The organism is Enterobacillus tribolii (assembly GCF_003363015.1).
Lineage (GTDB): Bacteria > Pseudomonadota > Gammaproteobacteria > Enterobacterales > Enterobacteriaceae > Enterobacillus > Enterobacillus tribolii.
Genome location: NZ_QRAP01000007.1, coordinates 92,486 through 112,247 on the forward strand (window position 1 = coordinate 92,486; position 19,762 = coordinate 112,247).

Genomic DNA, 19,762 nt, shown 5'->3' on the forward strand with positions numbered 1-19,762 from the left:
ACGGCACCGGTAGTGTAGCGTTGTCCGGTTTGTTATAAATAGCGATAATCAGACAAAATACGGTGAAATCCAGACAATCATGCCCCGAACATCCGCGCGTCTTCCCAACGATGAAGACATTATTATCCGTAACGTGCAGTTTCGCAGCGAGGCCGTGAACGCAGGAACGGAATACCTGGCCCATAATCACCCGTGGGGGCAGGTGATCTGCGTGAAAAGCGGCGTATTGGCGCTCAGCGTGGCCGGTCAGCGTTTTCTGGCGCCGCCGGAATTTGCCGTCTGGCTGCCTGCCGGGGTGGAGCACTCCAGCTATAACCGCCGCCCGTCGCTGTTTCGCACCATCAACATCGCGCATCATTTATGCGCCGGTATGCCGGCGCAGGTGTGCCTGCTGAACGTGGGGCCGCTGTTTTACGCCATCACCGAAAACTGTTTTTCCCGCCATCTGGTGGAGCCGCAAACCAGGCAGGATCTGCGCATGTGCCGCGTGCTGGTGGACCAACTGAAGGCCGCGCCGGTTTATCAAACCTATTTACCTTCAACGGAAGACAAATTTCTCGCGCCGATTCTGGATGAACTGGAACGCTGCCCGGCCGACAACACGCCGCTGGCGGAGTGGGCCAAACGTGTGTACACCACGGAGCGCACGCTGTCGCGCCGTTGTCAGCAGGAACTGGGGATGGCGTTCAGCGAATGGCGTCAGCGGCTGCGTTTCCTTCACTCCCTGACGCTGCTGGAGCAGGGGAAAACCGTACAGGAGGTGGCGCTGGAGGTCGGCTACAGCTCTTCATCGGCATTTATCGTCATGTTTCAGCAAATTTCGGGCACCACGCCGGAACGCTATCGCCGCCAGCAATAAGTGACCGTTAACGATGCTGAAGCAACCTTTATTACGCCAGAAACCTGGGACGCGGGGGATGTTCAGTGGCAGAATAGCTCCCTTGCGAATGATTTCCGGCCTGATGTCCAGCATAAAAGAAGGCCTTATCGGGAGAACGCAGTGAAAATTCTGGTTGATGAAAATATGCCTTACGCTGAACGGTTGTTCAGCCGCCTTGGTGAGGTTCGGGCCGTTTCCGGACGTCCTGTTCCGCCTGACGCCCTGAACGATGCCGACGCGCTGATGGTGCGCTCGGTAACCAAAGTGAATGCGGAATTGCTGGCGGGAACGCCGGTGCGTTTCGTCGGTACGGCCACCGCCGGGACCGATCACGTTGATGAGGAGTGGCTGGCGCAGCAGGGCATTGGTTTTTCCGCCGCGCCGGGGTGTAATGCGATCGCTGTGGTGGAGTACGTGTTCTCTGCGCTGATGCTGCTGGCCGAACGCGACGGCTTCGATTTACGGGAGAAAACCGTTGGTATCGTCGGCGTGGGCAACGTCGGCGGGCGGTTGGATCAGCGGCTGCGCGCACTGGGCGTAAAAACGTTGTTGTGCGATCCGCCGCGTGCGGAGCGTGGTGATGACGGCGCGTTTTATCCGCTGGAAACCCTGGTAAAAGACGCGGATGTTTTGACGTTCCACACGCCGCTGAATAAAAGCGGCCCTTATCAGAGTTTGCATCTGGCGGATGCGGAGCTGCTGGCGGCTTTGCCGGACAACCGTATTCTGATCAATGCGTCGCGCGGGCCGGTGGTGGATAACGCGGCGCTGTTACAGGCGCTGGAAGGCGGGAAAACGCTGAGCGCGGTGCTTGACGTATGGGAACCGGAGCCGGCGCTTTCCCTGCCGTTGCTGGCGCGCGCCGACATCGGCACGCCGCACATCGCCGGGTACAGCCTTGAGGGCAAGGCGCGCGGCACCACCCAGGTGTTTGAGGCATTCGGCGCGTTTCTCGGGGAGCCGGCACAGGCCTCGCTCAGCGAACTTTTGCCGCCGCCGGAAATGGCTTCCGTACGCCTGCGCGGTAAATTGAATCAGGACGTGCTCAAACGTCTGATTCATCTGGTGTATGATGTGCGCCGCGATGACGCCCCTTTGCGCAGGGTCGCGGGCGAAGCTGGTGGTTTTGATCGCCTGCGCAAGCACTATCCCGAACGGCGCGAATGGTCTTCGCTGAACGTTGTGTGTGACGACGGCGAGACGGCGGCATTGCTTACCGCACTGGGCTTCAGCGCCAGCGCGGCGTAATTACGATTTTCACGCCGGGTGGTAATGCCGCCCGGCGCTTTATTGGGAGACGATCATGACTGACGGCTGGAATATTGCCCTGTTGGGCGCTACCGGCGCGGTAGGGGAAGCGTTACTGGAACTGCTTCAGGAACGCGGTTTCCCGGCAGGGGAAATTTACCCGCTGGCCAGCGAACGCGGCGCCGGGGAGGCGGTACGCTTCAACGGGAAAACGGTGCTGGTGGAAGATGCCGCGACGTTTGACTGGTCGCAGGCGCAACTGGCGTTTTTCGTCGCCGGGCGCGAAGCGTCCCTGAGTTATGCGGAGGATGCCGGCAATGCGGGCTGTCTGGTGATCGACAGCAGCGACGCTTTTGCGCTGGAGCCGGACGTGCCGCTGGTGGTGCCGGGCGTGAATCCGCAGGCGCTGGCGGAATACCGCAACCGCAATATCGTCGCGGTGGCGGACAGCCTGACCAGCCAACTGCTGCGCGTTATTCGTCCGCTGAGCGAAGAGGCCGGGCTGGGGCGTTTGCAGGTGACCTGTCTGCTGTCCGCCTCCGCCCACGGCAAGGCCGCGGTGGATGAGCTGGCGGGGCAGAGCGCCCGCCTGCTGAACGGCATTCCGGCCGAGCCGGGCCTGTTCGCCAAACAGCTGGCGTTTAACCTGCTGCCGTTAACCGAAGACGCAGAAGGCAGCGTGCGCGAAGAACGCCGGCTGGTGGAGCAGGTACGTAAGGTCTTACAAGACCCGAATCTGCCGCTGTCGGTCGCCTGCGTGCAGTCGCCGGTGTTTTACGGCCATGCGCAGGTGGTGCAGTTTGAAGGGTTGCGCCCGGTATCCGCCGGCGAGGCGCGCGAAGCGCTGGAGCGGAGCGGGGACATCCGCGTCAGCGAAGAGAACGATTACCCGACTCAGGTCGAAGATGCCTCCGGGAATCCGCACCTGAGCGTGGGCTGTCTGCGCAACGACTACGGCATGCCGGATACCCTGCAATATTGGTCGGTGGCGGATAACGTCCGTTTCGGCGGCGCCCTGATGGCGCTGGAAACGGCGGAAAGTTTGATTCAGGAGCTGACGTATTGATGGCAGGGCAAGAACGGGGCATGACGAAGATCGCCCTGGGGATTGAATACGACGGCAGCCGTTATGCGGGCTGGCAGCGCCAGCAAGAGGTGCCCAGCGTGCAGCAGTGCCTGGAAACCGCGCTGACGACGGTGGCGAACGAACCGATCACGGTTTTTTGCGCCGGACGTACCGACGCCGGCGTACACGCGACTGGTCAGGTGGTGCATTTCGAAACGGCGATGACGCGTCAGGACGCGGCCTGGACGATGGGCGTGAATGCCAACTTGCCGAAAGACATCGCCGTGCGCTGGATGAAGACCGTCAGCGAAGACTTTCATGCCCGTTTCAGTGCAACCGCCCGGCGTTATCGTTATGTGATTTATAATCATCGCTACCGGCCGGCGATTTTGCAGCAGGGCGTGACGCACTTTTACCACCCGCTGGATGCTGACAGCATGCAGCGCGCCGGGCAGGCGCTGCTGGGCGAGAACGACTTTACTTCGTTCCGCGCGGCGCAATGCCAGTCCCGTACGCCGTGGCGTAATGTCTCCCACCTGCGGGTCAGCCGCCACGGTGCTTATGTGGTGGTGGACATCAAGGCGAACGCCTTTGTGCATCATATGGTGCGCAACATCGTCGGCAGCCTGATGGAAGTGGGATGCGGCAATCAGCCGGAGACATGGATCGCTGAACTGCTGGCGGCGCGGGATCGCACCGCTGCGGCAGCGACGGCCAAGGCGGAAGGGTTGTACCTGGTTGCGGTTGACTATCCGGCCGCGTTTGCCTTGCCGCAAACGCCTCCCGGACCGCTGTTTCTGGCCGACTGATTTTTTCTATTTTTGATTTTCGCCCGCGGGCTCTGAAGGAGTTTTTATGGAGTACATTCAGTGGATCATCGATTTTATTCTGCATATCGATGTCCATTTGGCGGAACTGGTGGCGCAATACGGCATCTGGATTTACGGGATTTTATTCCTGATCCTGTTTTGCGAAACCGGCCTGGTCGTTACGCCGTTTCTTCCGGGCGATTCGCTGCTGTTTGTCGCAGGCGCGCTGGCGTCTCTGCCGACTAATGACGTCAACGTCCATCTGATGGTGGGCCTGATGATTGCCGCGGCAATTATCGGCGATGCGGTGAACTACACCATCGGCCGGTTGTTCGGCGAGCGCCTGTTCAGCAACCCGGACTCTAAAATTTTCCGGCGCAGCTACCTGGATAAAACGCATGCGTTCTATGAAAAGCATGGCGGAAAAACCATTATCCTGGCACGTTTTGTTCCGATTGTGCGTACTTTTGCGCCTTTCGTGGCCGGTATGGGACACATGAGCTACCGCCATTTCGCCCTGTTTAACGTGGTTGGCGCGATTCTGTGGGTGGTGCTGTTTACCTATGCGGGCTATCTTTTCGGAAACGTCCCCGTAGTGCAGAACAACCTGAAGCTGCTGATCGTGGCGATCATCGTTCTGTCGGTGATGCCCGGCGTGATTGAAGTGTGGCGTCACCGGCGCGCGGCGAAGAAACTGGCCGGCGGCGGGGAATAATCGCACTGCGCTATATTAACGCAGGATTTATTGCGTGTCCGTCTGCGCAATAAATGTAAACTCCTCACGGTCCGGCTATTTTTTTGTCCACAGAGCCGGATCGTTGTGGTTTAATGGACGGCATTTATGGTCTGTCCCTGAGAAAGTATCGGTTTGGCGACGCCTCCGCACGGCGGATGGCGACGGCAAGAAAATGAAACAACGGGGCAGCGGACTGGCATCCGCCTGGTTCAAACAGAAAGGTCATCGATGAGCTGGATTGAACGAATTCTTAACAAAAACAATATCTCGCAAACCCGTAAGGCAAGCATTCCCGAAGGCGTCTGGACCAAATGCGACAGCTGCGGTCAGGTGCTGTACCGCGCTGAGCTGGAACGCAATCTGGAAGTTTGTCCGAAGTGCGATCATCACATGCGTATTTCAGCGCGTGCGCGCCTGTTCACCCTGTTGGACGAAGGCAGCGAAGTCGAGCTGGGCAGTGAGCTGGAACCTAAGGATATTCTGAAATTCAGGGATTCCAAAAAATATAAAGACCGTCTGGCCGCCGCGCAGAAAGAAACCGGCGAGAAAGACGCGATGGTGGTCATGAAGGGAACGTTATACGGCATGCCGGTCGTCGCGGCAGCGTTTGAGTTCTCCTTTATGGGCGGTTCTATGGCGTCGGTGGTGGGCGCGCGTTTCGTGCGTGCCGTTGAGCAGGCGCTGGAAGACAACTGCGCCCTGATCTGTTTCTCCGCCAGCGGCGGCGCGCGTATGCAGGAAGCCCTGTTCTCGCTGATGCAGATGGCGAAGACCAGCGCGGCGCTGGCGAAGCTGCGTGAGCGCGGCCTGCCGTACATTTCGGTAATGACCGACCCGACCATGGGCGGCGTTTCCGCCAGCCTGGCGATGCTGGGCGATATCAACGCGGCGGAGCCGAAGGCGTTGATCGGTTTTGCCGGTCCGCGCGTTATCGAACAGACCGTACGCGAGAAACTGCCGCCGGGATTCCAGCGCAGTGAGTTCCTGATCGAGAAAGGCGCCATTGATATGATCATCCGCCGTCCGGACATGCGCAGGAAGCTGGCCAGCATGATCGCGAAGATGACCGGGCAGCCGGAGCCTGACGAAGTCATTGCGCCTGAGGTTGAGGTGATTGCGTCCGCGGACGACGCCGAAGAGTAATCTTTTATCCCGCAGCCCCCTTTTCAGGGGGCTTCGTTGACTTCCTGAACCGTAAAACGGGACTCATGAACGAACGCGCACTATGAACAGTCACTCTATTCCTCAAGCCACGTCGCCCTTAGCCGCGTGGCTTGATTATCTGGAACACCTGCACAGTAAAAGCATTGAACTGGGGCTTGAACGCGTCAGGCGGGTGGCGGAACGGCTTAATTTGCTCAAACCTGCGCCCGTCGTATTTACCGTTGCCGGCACTAACGGCAAAGGCACCACCTGCCGCACGCTGGAGGCAATTTTGCTGGCCTCCGGTTTTCGCGTCGGGGTTTACAGCTCTCCGCATCTGCTGCGTTATACCGAACGGGTGCGGATTCAGGGCGCTGAACTGAGCGAAGAGGCGCACAGCGCGTCGCTGGCTGCGATTGAAGCGGGCAGGGGAGAGACGTCGCTGACCTATTTTGAATTCGGCACGCTTTCCGCTCTGGAGTTGTTCAAACAGGCCAATCTGGACGTTGTGATTTTGGAGGTCGGGTTGGGGGGCCGTCTCGACGCCACCAATATCGTCGACCCCAGCGTGGCCGTCATTACCAGCATCGCCCTCGATCATACCGACTGGCTGGGGCCGGACCGGGAAAGCATCGGCCGCGAGAAGGCCGGGATTTTCCGTGCCGGCAAACCGGCGGTAGTCGGCGAGCCGGATATGCCGCAAAGCGTGGCGCAGGTGGCGGTGGATTCGGGAGCGAAGCTCTACCGCATCGGCGTTGCGTGGAATTATGAAAGTACGGCGCAGGTCTGGCGCTGGCGGGACGGCGATTTAGCCTGGGATCATCTTCCGCTGCCGAATGTGCCTCTGCCCAACGCCGCGACGGCGCTGGCCGCGTTGCGTTATTCCCCGCTGGTGGTAGAGGAAGAGGCGATTCGTCTGGGGTTGTTGCGGGCTTCGCTGCCGGGACGTTTTCAGATCGTCAGCGAATCGCCGCTGCTGATCCTCGACGTGGCGCACAACCCGCATGCGGCATCTTATCTGGCTTCGCGCCTGAGCGCATTGCCGCCGCGCGCGGGGCGCGTGCGCGCCGTGGTAGGGATGCTGGCGGACAAAGACATCAGTGGCACGCTGGCGCAACTGACGCCGCTGGTGCAGGACTGGTACTGCGCGCCGCTGGAAGGGCCGCGCGGCGCGACGGCGGCGCAGCTGGCGGCACATTTGCCGTCGCCGCGTGCGTTTGACGACGTCGGAGCGGCATGGCGTCAGGCGATGCAGGACGCGTCTCCTCAGGATACCGTGATCGTCTGCGGTTCGTTCCACACGGTCGCTCACGTGATGGCGGCGTTAGATGCGGGGAAGACGCGTGGCGAGTAAGTTTCAAAACCGCTTGGTCGGTACGATCGTAATCGTTGCACTTGGCGTTATCGTGCTGCCCGGCGTGCTGGACGGACAAAAGAAACATTATCAGGATGAGTTCGCGGCTATTCCGCTGGTGCCGAAGCCCGGCGAAGTGGACGAGGGGGATGTGATCCCGCCGGTTACCCAGCCGCTGAGCGAAACGCCCCAGGCGGCGGCGCCTGAGCCGGAAGTGCCGGCGCAGGGCGGGGCGGGAGGACAGCAGAATAACGCTGCCGCCCAGCCGCCGCAGGATGTCACGGTCGCGCCGGTTACGCCGCCCGTGAGCCAACCGCCGCCGGCACAGCAGCCGGCGGCGAAGCCGAAACCAGCGCCCAAGCCCGTTGAACCGCCGCGCGTGGTCGAGCCGAAGCCCAAACCGGAAAGCAAGCCGAAGCCGGCCGAACCGGTCGCGGCCAAGCCGGCTAAACCGGTTGAACCTCCGGCGCCGAAGCCGGCGCCGCAGCCGCAAAAACCGGCGGCTACGCCGGAGAAAGCGCCGGCCGGGCAGGCCTACGTGGTGCAACTGGGCGCGCTGCGCAATGCGGCCAGGGTGAACGAAATCGTCGCCAAGCTGCGCTTGTCGGGATATCGCGCTTATACCGTACCGGCAACGCCGGTGCAGGGCGAGATCACCCGGCTGTTCGTGGGGCCGGATGCCTCCAGGCAGAAGCTGGAAGCTTCGCTGGGGGAACTGAACAGCATCAGCGGACTTAACGGACAGGTGCGCAGTTACGGCGCTAAGTAAGTGAGTGTAAAACTGAGCAGGTGTGTCATAAATCACCGGCCTGATTGACCAGACAGCCTGATTTCCGTGCGGAAACCAGGCTGTCGTCGCATCAGGCCAGGGTTAACGCGGCAAGCGCAATATGCCGCTTTATTTGCGTAAAGGAAGGGAAAATCCGCTACGCAAACGTTTTCTTTTTCTGTTAGAATGCGCCCCGAACTGGACGCCGGGGCGATTCGTGAATGTGGAATGGTCATGGTTTGGATTGATTGGGTCATTATTGGCATTATTGGGTTTTCGGCGCTGGTCAGCCTGGTGCGGGGATTCGTACGGGAAGCGCTGTCGTTGGTTACCTGGGGCGCGGCTTTTTTCGTCGCCAGCCATTTTTATACCTATCTTGCCGTCTACTTCACGCGTTTCGACGATCAACTGGTGCGTAACGGCATCGCCATTGCGATTTTATTCATCGCGACGCTGATCGTCGGGGCCATCGTGAACTACGTCATCGGCTCCCTGGTGGAGCGGACGGGCCTGAGCGGAACGGACCGGGTGCTGGGCATCTGTTTCGGCGGAGTGCGCGGGGTGTTGATTGTTGCCGCCATTCTGTTCTTTCTGGACACGTTTACCGCGATGTCGCAGAGCGATGACTGGAAACGCTCGCAGTTGATCCCGCAGTTCAGTTACATCATCAGGTGGTTTTTTGACTACCTACAGAGTACGTCGAGTTTCTTGCCGGAGCATTTACCCTCGCTCCGGTAACGCTGATGAGGAAATGACAACATGTGCGGTATTGTCGGTATCGCCGGTTTTACGCCGGTAAATCAGTCTATCTATGATGCATTGATGGTGTTGCAGCACCGCGGGCAGGATGCTGCCGGCATCATGACCATCGACGGCAACAACGGATTTCGTCTGCGTAAGGCGAACGGACTGGTGAAGGACGTATTCGAAGCGCGGCATATGCAGCGCCTGCAGGGAAATATGGGCATCGGACATGTCCGCTATCCTACCGCGGGCAGCTCCAGCGCTTCCGAGGCACAACCGTTTTATGTTAACTCTCCGTTCGGCATCACGCTGGCGCATAACGGTAATCTGACCAACGCCCATGAGCTTAAGCAGAGGCTGTTTGAGCAGGCGCGCCGCCACGTGAACACCACCTCCGACTCCGAAATCTTACTGAACGTTTTCGCGCACGAGCTGGACCACTTTAAGCATTATCCGCTGGAAGCTGATAACGTTTTCGCCGCCGTGACGGCGACGCATCAGCAGATCCGCGGCGCCTATGCCTGCGTGGCGATGATTATCGGCCACGGCCTGGTTGCTTTCCGCGATCCCAACGGCATCCGCCCGTTGGTGATTGGCAAACGCGCGCTGGACGACGGCCGCATTGAGTATATGGTGGCCTCGGAAAGCGTGGCGCTGGATACCCTGGGCTTTGAATTTATTCGTGACGTGGCGCCGGGAGAGGCGATTTACGTGACGCAACAAGGCCAGTTGTTCACCCGTCAGTGCGCCGAGAACCCGAAAAGCAATCCCTGCCTGTTTGAATACGTCTATTTTGCCCGCCCGGACTCCTTCATCGACAAAATTTCGGTGTACAGCGCCCGCGTACGCATGGGGCAGAAGCTGGGGGATAAAATTGCGCGCGAATGGGAAGATTTTGATATCGACGTGGTCATCCCGATTCCGGAAACCTCCTGCGATATCGCGCTTGAGATTGCCCGCATCCTGAACAAGCCATACCGCCAGGGTTTCGTAAAAAACCGCTACGTGGGCCGTACCTTCATCATGCCGGGGCAGCAGTTGCGCCGTAAATCGGTGCGTCGCAAGCTGAACGCGAACCGGGCGGAGTTCCGTGATAAGAACGTCCTGTTGGTGGACGACTCCATCGTACGCGGCACGACGTCTGAGCAGATTATCGAAATGGCGCGCGAAGCCGGCGCCAAAAAAGTCTACCTGGCCTCCGCCGCGCCGGAAATCCGCTTCCCCAACGTTTACGGCATCGACATGCCGAGCGCCAACGAACTGATCGCCCATGGCCGGGAAGTTAACGAAATTGCGCAGCTGATCGGTGCCGATGCGCTGGTGTTCCAGGATCTCGATGACCTGATCGACGCAGTACGTGAAGAGAATCCGGATATTGAGCAGTTCGAATGTTCGGTCTTTAACGGCGTGTACGTTACCAAAGACGTTGATCAGGGGTATCTGGAGTATCTGGAAACCCTGCGTAATGACGACGCCAAAGCGGTGCGTGACCAGCAGGAAGTGGAAAACCTGGAGTTACATAACGAAGGCTGAGTTCATCAGCCTGTGGTTCCGGCCCTGCGCATCCGTGCACGGGGCCGGAAGTTAGCCCGCGTAGTTAACGGATTCAGTCAACCAGCGGGCTTAACGCTTGCAGCAGCGGATCGAGATGGCGGTTTACCTTCTGGTACACCTGTTCATTCAGGGCATTGTAGAATTGGTGATGCTCCAGATTCGGGGTAAATTTATCGCCCATCTTCACCAGTTTGCCGATCGCCTGCTCATAACTGTCAAAAGCCTTCACCGCCATTCCCGCATTTATAGCGCAGCCCACCGACGCAGAGCCTTTCATCACGTTGCGGCTGGTCGGCACGCCGAACACGTCGGCGAAGATCTGCATGAACAAATCGCTGTTCGCGCCGCCGCCGGAAATAATCAGATGTTTAAACGGCACCTTCAGCTCTTCTGCCATCTTATCCATGTGATTCTTCATGGTGAACGCAATCCCCTCCAGCACCGAACGGTACATGTGCGCGCGGGTATGCCGCCCGTCGAAGCCGATCATCGCGCCCTTGCGGAACTCCGCCTCTGACGGCGGCGCCCAGTCGTGCACGGTGATTAGCCCCTCGCAGCCGGCGGGAACGGCGGAGGCTTCCCGGTTGAGCAACTCTTCAATGCTGACGCCCTGATCGTTGGCGTCCGCCAGCGCCGCCGCGCCGAACTGATCGCGGAACCAACTGATGGTCCACATGCCGCGGCGTACGCCCATGCATTCATACAGGTAGCGTCCGGGAATCGATGCCTGAAACGGCCAGAAATTCCGGGCGTCTTTGACGTTGGCATGGCCGTGTACCATTGCACCGATGTAGGTGCCCAGCGAAATCAGCGCGACCCCTTCATCCAGCGAACCGGCGCCGAGCGCCTCTACTGCCTTGTCATGGGCGGTGGCGACCACCGGAATCCCGGCAGGAACGCCAATCTGCCGTGCGGCCTGTTCCGTGACGTAGCCGAGGATTTCGCCCGGCTTCACCACGTCCAGCACCTGTTCGCGCGTCAGGTTGCAGCTCTTCCAGGCTTCGGGATCGGTGCTCCAGTCCAGCGTGTCGTTGTCCATCGGCCACCAGCCGATGTAGTTGGCGCAGGTATCCTTAAATTCACCGGTCAGCCGGTGAGTGATATAGCCGGACGTGGTGGTTACGTAACGAACGCCCTGGTAAGCATCGATATACTCATAGGGCTTGTTCAGGCGTTTATCCATCCAGTTGATTACCGGGTAGGCCAGCTCGCCGTTTTCCTTCAGCAGCACACGACAGCAGCGGATGATGCAAACGCCCATCGCTAAAATTTCACTCCCTTTGCCGCCGCGTTGGGCAAAGCGCGTCATGGCCTGATGAAAGGCGACCTTCAGGGAATCCCACAGGTCGTCGTCGGGGTGTTCCGCCAACAAGGGGGCGGGAATATCCATCTTGCGCAGGCTTTGCTTACCTTCACAAACAACGTTGCCGTCCAGATCAAAAATCACTACCTTGGCGCTTTGGGTGCCGACATCGACCCCCATCAGATACTGATTGCTCATGTTTTTGCCTCATCACCGGAAGAAAATTTACTGCGCCGCCTGTTCCGCCGTCATTGCCTCATTCTGGGCGGTACGGCGGATATTGCGGAACAGCTGGAAAGTAAAGACGATCACCAGACAGCTGGCCGCCAGCCCCATCATGTACATGTTGCGGTAGGCCTCCGCCGGCGGCAGGGTGTCCTGCCAGTAGCCGACGATCGGGTAGACGAAGACGTCAGGCAAAAAGCCGATAACCGAGCAGATGCCGACGGTGGTGCCCATGATGTAAGTGGGCGTGCGCGCTTCGCCGATGCAGGCGAAGTAAAGCCCGCGCGAGGCATAGCAGGTAAAGGCCAGCAGCAGGATCAGGCCGATGCCGACCGCAACGGAGGTCGGGTTGCGGTTGGTCGCCAGAATCACACCCAGCGCGACGACGCTGACCAACGCCAGGAATTGCACCACCCGCGTAGGGGATTTGTAGCGGCTGTAGGTGGTGATTAAGCCGCCGATTGGCCCGCACATCGCGCGGAATATCTTGTTGATCACCACGCCCATGTAACTGGCCGCCACCAGGCTCAGGCCGTACATTTCCGTCAGGTAGTTGGTGGAGTAGCTCAGGATGGCGTAAATGGTGTACACGCCGAAAATAATCATGCTGCAATACCAGGTGGTGCTGATACGCAGCACCGACAAAATATCTTTCAGGCTGAACGTGCGTTTGTCGCCGGCAGAGTCCGCCTGCGCCTGTGCGCCGTTGCCGTCGCTGACGAAAAACCAGCACAGAATGCCCAGTGCGATATAGACGCCGCTGTAAATCAGGATCACCGACTTCAGGCTGTTGGGATCTTCCGGCGCGAAGCGGGAGAAAACCCACATGGTAAACACCGCGAGCGACATCACGCCCACGCCGCGCAGCCCTTCCATCCAGCCCATGATTTTGCCCTGCTCGTCGTGCCCGCCCAGCAGGGAAGCCGCCTTGATGGAAACCGACCACAGCATCAGGATGGTCGTGATGGCGAACGCTACCTGAATGCACAGCATCACCCACAGCGGTGGGTAAACGGACATTAATAACCCCAGCAGACCGGTGGCTATCATCGCGGAAGTCATCATCTTTTTATGTGAAAATTTATCAGCGATAATTCCGCTTGGCGCATAAAGCACAATGGCCGTAATACCGAAGGTACTCATGATTAAGCCGATTTCGGTATTTGTGAATCCCATAAACTTAGCCATAGGGATTTGGTAAATATAACGCAGATAGGCCAAGTCAAAGCTTACGCCCCCGCTGATGCTTATTATGGCCAGCGTCAGCCACCGGCGAATGGAAGTGTTATGCATGGTGTTATCTCAGCCGTCGCCTGATTTTCAGGCAAAAAAAAAGAGAAAAGCAAACTCCCCGGTACGGGAAGTTACTTTTCTCAGTATCTCTGTCAGTAACGGATACGATTATTAGCATGAATTTGGAAATACTTTCCGTGAGAATTATCACAGAATGATTTTGTTGTGCGGAATGAATTTATTTATCGCCCTATTTATTTTGTCTGTATATAAGATTTCACTTTGTATATTTAATTACGTCACACTGTTAAATGAATGATTAAGTATCGTCTTAAAGTAAATGCGCTGAAAACAGGTTTTGTGAGAGTTGTCACGGAAAAGACGGTTTAAGCTGTGTTACTTATTTTAGCCAGTTACTAGAGACGATGAGAAAAGTAACTTCCCGTACCGGGGAGTCTACTTTTCTCTTTTTTTTTGCGTTTTTTCTGAATCAAGGGGCCACATCATGTCATTAAGCGCGTTAAATGCGTTCTCGCTGGACTTCTTTTCCCTCAAAGGTAAAACCGCGATCGTCACCGGCGGCAACAGTGGCCTGGGGCAGGCGTTTGCCGTTGCGCTGGCAAAAGCGGGGGCCGATCTGTTCATTCCCAGTTTTATCAAAGACAACGGTGAAACACGCGAGCTGATTGAGCAGGCCGGCTCACGGGTCGAGTTCATGCAGGTGGACATCACGGAGAAAGGCGCGCCGGCAAAAATCATCGCCCGTTGCCAGGACGTGTTTGGCGCCGTGGATATTCTGGTCAATAACGCCGGTATTTGTAAACTGAATAAGGTGCTGGATTTCGGGCGCGAAGACTGGGACCCGATGATCGATATTAACCTGACCGCCGCCTTTGAATTAAGCTATGAAGCTGCCAAAATCATGATTCCGCAGCGTCACGGGAAAATCATTAATATCTGCTCGCTGTTCTCTTACCTGGGCGGGCAATGGTCACCGGCCTATTCGGCAACCAAACATGCGCTGGCCGGATTTACTAAAGCTTATTGTGATGAATTGGGGCAATACAATATTCAGGTAAATGGCATCGCGCCTGGCTATTATGCAACGGAAATTACTACCGAAACCCGTAAGAATCCGGAAACCAATAAACGTGTGTTAGATCATATTCCGGCCAATCGCTGGGGGGAAACGCAGGATTTAATGGGGGCGATGGTTTATTTGGCCAGCCGTGCTTCTGATTATGTGAATGGTCATTTATTAGTTGTCGATGGCGGCTATTTAGTGCGCTAAGTAAAAGAGGTGGTTCCTTTTCTATTTTCAGATATCAATCCGGAATCATCGGATTGATATAAAAACAGGTTTACTATTATTTTATTTGCCCAACGCGGAAGGATACGTCATGTCCCTGACAAGAGAAGCCATTGTTGAACAGTTGAAAGAAATCGTGAGCCCGGGCCGGGTAATTACCGATGAAAAAGTGCTGCAAAAAAACAGCGTGGATCGTTTCAGAAAATATGCCGATATTCACGGCGTATTTCCTCTGCCGTTGCCGGCTGCGGTGGTCATGCTGGAGAATACGCAGCAGGTTTCCGCGGTGCTGGCTTTCTGTAACCGTCACGGGATTAACTGCGTGCCGCGCACCGGCGCTTCCGCCACCGAGGGCGGGCTGGAAACCGTGGTGGAGAATTCGGTGGTGCTGGACGGCTCCGGCCTGAACCGGGTGCTCAGCATCGACCCACAAAATATGCAGGCCACGGCGCAGTGCGGGGTGCCGCTGGAGGTGCTGGAAAATAAACTGCGCGCCCAGGGGTACACTACCGGGCACTCGCCGCAGTCCAAACCGCTGGCGCAGATGGGCGGCCTGGTCGCCACCCGCAGTATCGGCCAGTTTTCCACGCTGTATGGCGCCATTGAAGATATGGTGGTTGGCCTGGAGGCGGTCTTCCCGGACGGAACGGTAACGCGCATCAAAAACGTACCGCGCCGCGCCGCCGGGCCGGACATCCGCCACGTGATCATCGGCAACGAAGGCGCGCTGTGCTTTATCACGGAAGTGACGGTGAAGATTTTCAAGTTCATGCCGGAGAACAACCTCTATTACGGCTACATTCTGGACGACATGAAAACCGGCTTTGAGGTTCTGCGTGAAGTGATGGTGGAAGGTTATCGTCCCTCCATCGCCCGCCTGTATGATGCGGAGGACGGTACCCAGCACTTCACCCATTTCGCCGACGGCAAATGCGTCATGATTTTTATGGCTGAGGGCAACAAGGGCATCGCCCGCGCCACCGGTGACGGTATCGAAGCTATCGTGGCGCGCTATCCGCAATGCCGCAAGGTCGACAGCAAGCTGATCGAAACCTGGTTCAATAACCTGAACTGGGGGCCGGATAAGGTGGCGGCCGAGCGGGTTCAGATTCAGAAAACCGGCAATATGGGCTTCACCACGGAGGTTTCCGGCGAGTGGAGCTGTATCCACGCGATTTACGAGAACGTGATCCGCCGCCTGCGCAATGAATTCCCCCATGCCGACGATATCACTATGCTGGGTGGTCACTCTTCGCACAGCTATATCAACGGCACCAACATGTATTTCGTGTATGACTACAACGTGGTGGACTGTAAGCCGGAGGAAGAAATCGAGAAATACCACAATCCGATCAACAAGATCATCGTTGAAGAAACCATCCGGTTGGGCGGTTCGATGGTACATCACCACGGTATCGGCAAACACCGTACGCACTGGACGAAGGATGAACACGGCACGGCTTACTACATCCTGAAAGGGCTGAAAGACGTGTATGACCCGAAAGGCATCATGAACGCGGGAACGATATATCCGATTGAAAAATAAACGGCAGCACTCTTCGTCATGATGTCCCCCTGTTCCTCCCCTGTGGGGCGGGAGCAGGGGGCGTTTGTGGCTTTCCTGTCAGGGCCGGAACCGCCCGTTCGTGAGTGAGGGACACCATGACACAGCAGCACACGATCCGTATGGATGATATTCCGCTTAACCGATTCCATCTGAAGATTGCCGGGCTGACGTTTGGCGCGCACCTGACGGATGGCTACGCGCTGGGCGTCATCGGTTTCGCGCTGGCGCAGATAAGCCCGCAAATGGGGCTGACCCCGTTCTGGGAAGGGCTGATCGGCAGCTCGGCGCTCATTGGCTTATTCCTCGGCAGCCTGGTTCTGGGCTGGGTTTCCGACTATATCGGGCGACAGAAAATCTTCACCCTCAGCTTCGTGATCATCACGCTGGCCTCATTCCTGCAATTTTTCGTCACTTCCCCGGAGCAGCTTTTTTGGCTGCGCGTGCTGGTGGGCATCGGCCTGGGCGGCGACTATTCGGTGGGGCATACTATGCTGGCGGAGTTTGCTCCGCGCAAACATCGCGGCATGTTGTTGGGATCGTTCAGCGTGATTTGGACGCTGGGGTATATTTCGGCCAGTTTTATGGGGCATCTGCTGATAGGGTACGGCGATGATGCCTGGCGTTGGTTGCTGGCTTCGGCTTCGTTGCCCGCGTTGTTGATTATGCTGATGCGCATCGGTACGCCGGAATCGCCGCGCTGGCTGATGCGCAAGGGGCGCATTAAGGAAGCGCATCAGGTGGTGCGCCGCTGCTTCGGCGATTCCGTGGTGCTGCATGATGAGATCGCTCAGGAAACTTCCCGCCATTTGCGTACGCTGTTTTCCGCCCGTTATTGGCGGCGGACGGCGTTTAACAGCCTGTTTTTTGTCTGCCTGGTGATGCCCTATTTTGCGATTTACACCTTTCTGCCTTCCATTCTGGGCATCATGGGGCTGGCGCAGGATTTTGCCTCCGATTTGCTGCTCAACGGCCTGTTGATGCTCGGCGCGCTGATTGGCATCGGCCTGACGATTTTCTGTTCCCGGCGCGGTTTCCTCATCTCGTCCTTCTTTATTCTGGCGATCTGCCTGGGCACGCTGGCGTTCGTGCCGGAAAGCCAGCCGGGCGCGATGCTGCTGCTGTTTGCGGTGTTTACCCTGACGATTTCCGCGGTCAGTAATCTGGTGGGCGTCTTCCCGGCGGAAAGTTTCCCGACGGATATCCGTTCGTTGGGCGTTGGTTTCGCGACGGCGATGAGTCGCCTGGGGTCGGCGATCAGTACCGGGTTGTTGCCGCTGGCGCTGCTGTGGCTGGGGCTGCAGAACACTATGCTGCTGCTGGCCGGCGTACTGTTGCTGGGCGGTGTGGTGTCAGTGATGTGGGCGCCGGAAACCAAAGGGCTGACGCTGGTGAATGCGTCACAGGTCAAGGCGCGCAACGGTCATGGGCAGCAGGTGGCGCCTTCGCAGGGGCATTAAGGGAGAACGGTGATGCGGATACTGGTTGCGGTAAAAACGGTGGCGGATTTCGGCATGTTGGCGGAAAAGGATTGGACGCCCGGAGAGGCGTGGCGGGTTGACGTCAGTTTCGCCAAAAGCGTGCTGAACTGCTTTGATGAAAGCGCGGCCGAGCTGGCGTTAACGCTGGGCGAGGCGCAATTGACGGCGCTGACCGTCGGCGGTAGCCAGGCAGACTTCTACCTGAAGCAACTGCTGGCGCTGGGGTATCAGGATGTGGTGCGCATTGCTGCGCCGGAATGGGTGGATCTGCGATTTAATCCGCAGGCCATCGCCCGGCTGATCGCCGGCTATCACCGCCACGTAGCGCCGCAGGATGTGCTGTTGCTGGGAGAGCAAAGCCCGGAAGGGCATAACATGCAGACGGCTTTCCTGCTGGCGGAACATCTCGGCTGGCCTTGCCTGAGCGGGGTGACAGGCATTGAGGATGCCGGCGACGGGATGTTGCGCGTTACCCGGCTGGCCGCAGGGCGCATTCAGCATGTTACCGTGCGCCCGCCGTTGGTGCTGGCGGTAGGGAATGCCGCCGGCGCGGGCGTATTGAGGGTTCCGACGCTGAAACAAAAGCTGGCGGCAGGGCAAAAGGGCATCACGGCCTGTACGCCGGAAATGCTGCAATTGAGTTGGGATACGCTGGCCGGAGAAGGCGCGGCGCAACTGCGGCATTTGGCGCGTCGCCGCAGCCAGCGTGCGGGAATACGGATTGAAGGCGCGGATGCGCAGGAGAAAGCGTGCCGCCTGTATCACGAACACCTGAAGGAGCGGCTGGGAAGATGAACGTCACGTTGATACTGGACGCAGCAGCGCCCTCATTTTTAACCCAGGCGCAGGATCTGCGCGCTTTTCTGCGCGCCGGCGATATCGGCGCGGAAAGCTGTGCGCTGTGGCTGTTTTTCCGTACGCAGAAACCTGGGCGGCTTCCCGCCTTTGATCTGCCTGTCCGGCAGGTAATTTGGCTGCGCTTGCCCGATGAACCGGACGTTGCGGAACAGCGGCTGGTATTACTGGAACAGGCCTGGCAGGCGGACCCTGCGCAACTGTTGTTGTTTACCGATCGCGCCGCCGGGGCTGAACTGGCTGCGCGGCTGGCTTACCGCCTGAACGGCAGCGCCTGTGCGGGCGTGGAGCGGGGGCGCGTTTCGGCGCAGGTGTGTGAAGCGGATAAAACGGTATATGCCAACAACATGGACGCGACGTTGGCGCCGGGGCCGGCCCCGTGGTGTTTGTCCGTGATGCGGACCGGCGGCGGCAGCGTGGCGGTTTCCTCCCACGATGCGCCGCAGTGGGAAATTTCGCTGACGGAACCCCGTCCGGGCTGGCTGGTGGCGATCGATGAAGAAGCGCCGCAGACGGAGAATGCGCTGTTACGGGCCGACAGAGTGCTGGCGATCGGGCAGGGCGTCGGTAGCGCGGAAAGCCTGCAACATCTGCAACCGCTGGCCGAACGGCTGCGTGCCGAAATCGGCGTCAGCCGCCCGGTGGCGATGAATCATTGGTGCGGCATGGAAAAGATGCTGGGGATGTCCGGCGCGGTGGTCGCGCCGGAAATCTGCATCGTTGCCGGGGCTTCCGGCGCGGCGGCGTTTGAGGAAGGCATCCGCCGCAGCCGGTTTATCGTGGCGATAAACCGCGATCCGGAGGCCGCCGTTTTTGCCGGGGCCGACGTCAGCATCGTCGATGATATGCATGCGGTGCTTGACGGGCTGGCGCAATACCTGGAGTGAGGAGAAGGAGTCGCCCGGCGGCTCACTTCCCGGCTTTAAACGCCCAGACATCCCGGTTGGTCGTTGAAATCGCAATGGCCCCGGCCTTCAGCGCCGCTGCCGCATCTTCATGGTCGCACACCAGCCCGCCGGCGATAATCGGCAAGTCGACTTTCTCCGCAACCCATCCCAGCACCTTTGGCATACAGCCCGGCAAAATTTCAATGCAGTCGGGCGCAGACTGCGCCGCCTGTTTTCCCACGTTATGAAAAGAGATGGAGTCGAGTAAAAACATGCGGTGAATGCAGTAGAACCCCTGTGCCTTCGCCGCTTTCACCATTGATGCCTTAGTGCTGATGATACCGTCGGCAGCGGTGACGATCTTGAGGAAGTTGATGACGATTTCTTTGTTGGACGTGCCGTCCAGCAGGTCAACATGAATGAAGGCATACTTCTCCGCCTTTTTGATGCGTTGCACAATAGTGCCGATGTTGCAGATGTTGCCGTATAGCACAGAGATGATTTTGCAGTCGGATTGCAGGGCGGCGTCAAGGCTCTCAGTGTCTTTCACCGCGGCGATAATCGGGTGTTGGGCCAATATTTGATTAAGGGACAAAGGTAAT

General features: G+C 58.3%; 18 protein-coding genes. 15 read left to right on the forward strand and 3 right to left on the reverse strand.

Translation table 11 applies throughout. The annotated features are described in order from the left end of the window. Positions 1–79: 79 nt before the first annotated feature. From C8D90_RS15170 to purF, 10 genes are all read left to right on the forward strand, one after another. Complete coding sequence (locus C8D90_RS15170) at positions 80–859, forward strand: AraC family transcriptional regulator (protein ID WP_115459310.1); 780 nt, start codon at positions 80–82, stop codon at positions 857–859. A gap of 141 nt (positions 860–1,000) precedes the next feature. Further along, complete coding sequence (gene pdxB / locus C8D90_RS15175) at positions 1,001–2,128, forward strand: 4-phosphoerythronate dehydrogenase PdxB (protein ID WP_115459311.1); 1,128 nt, start codon at positions 1,001–1,003, stop codon at positions 2,126–2,128. Positions 2,129–2,183: 55 nt separating this feature from the next. After that, complete coding sequence (locus C8D90_RS15180; protein ID WP_115459312.1) at positions 2,184–3,194, forward strand: aspartate-semialdehyde dehydrogenase; 1,011 nt, start codon at positions 2,184–2,186, stop codon at positions 3,192–3,194. A gap of 20 nt (positions 3,195–3,214) precedes the next feature. Further along, a complete protein-coding gene (gene truA / locus C8D90_RS15185; RefSeq protein WP_230473025.1) occupies positions 3,215–4,003 on the forward strand; it encodes a tRNA pseudouridine(38-40) synthase TruA in 789 nt (262 codons plus the stop codon). A 46-nt stretch (positions 4,004–4,049) separates the two neighbouring features. Continuing rightward, positions 4,050–4,718: a DedA family protein gene (locus tag C8D90_RS15190; RefSeq protein WP_115459314.1), complete on the forward strand. Its 669-nt coding sequence runs from the start codon at positions 4,050–4,052 to the stop codon at positions 4,716–4,718. 249 nt (positions 4,719–4,967) lie between these two features. Then, positions 4,968–5,882, forward strand: a complete 915-nt coding sequence (gene accD / locus C8D90_RS15195) for an acetyl-CoA carboxylase, carboxyltransferase subunit beta (protein ID WP_170143781.1) — start codon at positions 4,968–4,970, stop codon at positions 5,880–5,882. A gap of 82 nt (positions 5,883–5,964) precedes the next feature. Further along, a complete protein-coding gene (folC, locus tag C8D90_RS15200) occupies positions 5,965–7,236 on the forward strand; it encodes a bifunctional tetrahydrofolate synthase/dihydrofolate synthase (protein WP_115459316.1) in 1,272 nt (423 codons plus the stop codon). Next, entirely contained in the window at positions 7,226–8,005 is a 780-nt protein-coding gene (gene dedD / locus C8D90_RS15205) for a cell division protein DedD (RefSeq protein WP_115459317.1), read from the forward strand. Before folC ends, dedD begins: the two co-directional genes overlap by 11 nt. Positions 8,006–8,239: 234 nt before the next feature. Next, complete coding sequence (gene cvpA, locus C8D90_RS15210; protein WP_115459493.1) at positions 8,240–8,743, forward strand: colicin V production protein; 504 nt, start codon at positions 8,240–8,242, stop codon at positions 8,741–8,743. A gap of 21 nt (positions 8,744–8,764) precedes the next feature. Next, positions 8,765–10,282, forward strand: a complete 1,518-nt coding sequence (gene purF / locus C8D90_RS15215) for an amidophosphoribosyltransferase (protein ID WP_115459318.1) — start codon at positions 8,765–8,767, stop codon at positions 10,280–10,282. 73 nt (positions 10,283–10,355) lie between these two features. On the opposite strand, the gene C8D90_RS15220 is transcribed toward purF, so the two are convergent. Then, a complete protein-coding gene (locus C8D90_RS15220; RefSeq protein WP_115459319.1) occupies positions 10,356–11,804 on the reverse strand; it encodes an FGGY-family carbohydrate kinase in 1,449 nt (482 codons plus the stop codon). Positions 11,805–11,831: 27 nt separating this feature from the next. After that, positions 11,832–13,124, reverse strand: coding sequence for an MFS transporter (locus C8D90_RS15225; protein ID WP_115459320.1), 1,293 nt, complete (start codon positions 13,122–13,124; stop codon positions 11,832–11,834). A gap of 445 nt (positions 13,125–13,569) precedes the next feature. Here C8D90_RS15225 and C8D90_RS15230 point away from each other — a divergent pair, with 445 nt between their 5' ends. The 5 genes from C8D90_RS15230 (at position 13,570) to C8D90_RS15250 (ending at position 19,160) form a co-directional block, all read left to right on the forward strand. After that, positions 13,570–14,355, forward strand: coding sequence for an SDR family oxidoreductase (locus C8D90_RS15230; RefSeq protein WP_115459321.1), 786 nt, complete (start codon positions 13,570–13,572; stop codon positions 14,353–14,355). A gap of 109 nt (positions 14,356–14,464) precedes the next feature. Then, positions 14,465–15,919, forward strand: a complete 1,455-nt coding sequence (locus C8D90_RS15235) for an FAD-binding oxidoreductase (RefSeq protein WP_115459322.1) — start codon at positions 14,465–14,467, stop codon at positions 15,917–15,919. Between the two features lie 116 nt (positions 15,920–16,035). Further along, the gene (locus C8D90_RS15240; RefSeq protein ID WP_230473026.1) at positions 16,036–17,397 is read left to right on the forward strand and encodes an MFS transporter; all 1,362 of its coding nucleotides are present in this window, start codon (positions 16,036–16,038) and stop codon (positions 17,395–17,397) included. Positions 17,398–17,409: 12 nt separating this feature from the next. Continuing rightward, on the forward strand, positions 17,410–18,213 hold the full coding sequence (locus C8D90_RS15245) for an electron transfer flavoprotein subunit beta/FixA family protein (protein WP_115459323.1): 804 nt from the start codon (positions 17,410–17,412) through the stop codon (positions 18,211–18,213). Beyond that, complete coding sequence (locus C8D90_RS15250; protein ID WP_115459324.1) at positions 18,210–19,160, forward strand: electron transfer flavoprotein subunit alpha/FixB family protein; 951 nt, start codon at positions 18,210–18,212, stop codon at positions 19,158–19,160. Before C8D90_RS15245 ends, C8D90_RS15250 begins: the two co-directional genes overlap by 4 nt. A gap of 22 nt (positions 19,161–19,182) precedes the next feature. Here the strand turns inward: C8D90_RS15250 and C8D90_RS15255 are convergent, their stop codons facing one another. Then, entirely contained in the window at positions 19,183–19,755 is a 573-nt protein-coding gene (locus C8D90_RS15255) for a glycerol-3-phosphate responsive antiterminator (RefSeq protein WP_115459325.1), read from the reverse strand. Positions 19,756–19,762 lie beyond the last annotated feature (7 nt).

What these genes read in the sequence shown, in the direction of transcription:
- C8D90_RS15170 (WP_115459310.1), top strand. Translation starts at nt 80, where the DNA reads ATGCCCCGAACATCCGCGCGTCTTCCCAACGATGAAGACATTATTATC.
- C8D90_RS15180 (WP_115459312.1), top strand. Translation starts at nt 2,184, where the DNA reads ATGACTGACGGCTGGAATATTGCCCTGTTGGGCGCTACCGGCGCGGTA.
- truA (WP_230473025.1), top strand. Translation starts at nt 3,215, where the DNA reads ATGACGAAGATCGCCCTGGGGATTGAATACGACGGCAGCCGTTATGCG.
- C8D90_RS15190 (WP_115459314.1), top strand. Translation starts at nt 4,050, where the DNA reads ATGGAGTACATTCAGTGGATCATCGATTTTATTCTGCATATCGATGTC.
- accD (WP_170143781.1), top strand. Translation starts at nt 4,968, where the DNA reads ATGAGCTGGATTGAACGAATTCTTAACAAAAACAATATCTCGCAAACC.
- folC (WP_115459316.1), top strand. Translation starts at nt 5,965, where the DNA reads ATGAACAGTCACTCTATTCCTCAAGCCACGTCGCCCTTAGCCGCGTGG.
- cvpA (WP_115459493.1), top strand. Translation starts at nt 8,240, where the DNA reads ATGGTTTGGATTGATTGGGTCATTATTGGCATTATTGGGTTTTCGGCG.
- purF (WP_115459318.1), top strand. Translation starts at nt 8,765, where the DNA reads ATGTGCGGTATTGTCGGTATCGCCGGTTTTACGCCGGTAAATCAGTCT.
- C8D90_RS15220 (WP_115459319.1), bottom strand. Translation starts at nt 11,804, where the DNA reads ATGAGCAATCAGTATCTGATGGGGGTCGATGTCGGCACCCAAAGCGCC.
- C8D90_RS15225 (WP_115459320.1), bottom strand. Translation starts at nt 13,124, where the DNA reads ATGCATAACACTTCCATTCGCCGGTGGCTGACGCTGGCCATAATAAGC.
- C8D90_RS15230 (WP_115459321.1), top strand. Translation starts at nt 13,570, where the DNA reads ATGTCATTAAGCGCGTTAAATGCGTTCTCGCTGGACTTCTTTTCCCTC.
- C8D90_RS15235 (WP_115459322.1), top strand. Translation starts at nt 14,465, where the DNA reads ATGTCCCTGACAAGAGAAGCCATTGTTGAACAGTTGAAAGAAATCGTG.
- C8D90_RS15240 (WP_230473026.1), top strand. Translation starts at nt 16,036, where the DNA reads ATGACACAGCAGCACACGATCCGTATGGATGATATTCCGCTTAACCGA.
- C8D90_RS15245 (WP_115459323.1), top strand. Translation starts at nt 17,410, where the DNA reads ATGCGGATACTGGTTGCGGTAAAAACGGTGGCGGATTTCGGCATGTTG.
- C8D90_RS15250 (WP_115459324.1), top strand. Translation starts at nt 18,210, where the DNA reads ATGAACGTCACGTTGATACTGGACGCAGCAGCGCCCTCATTTTTAACC.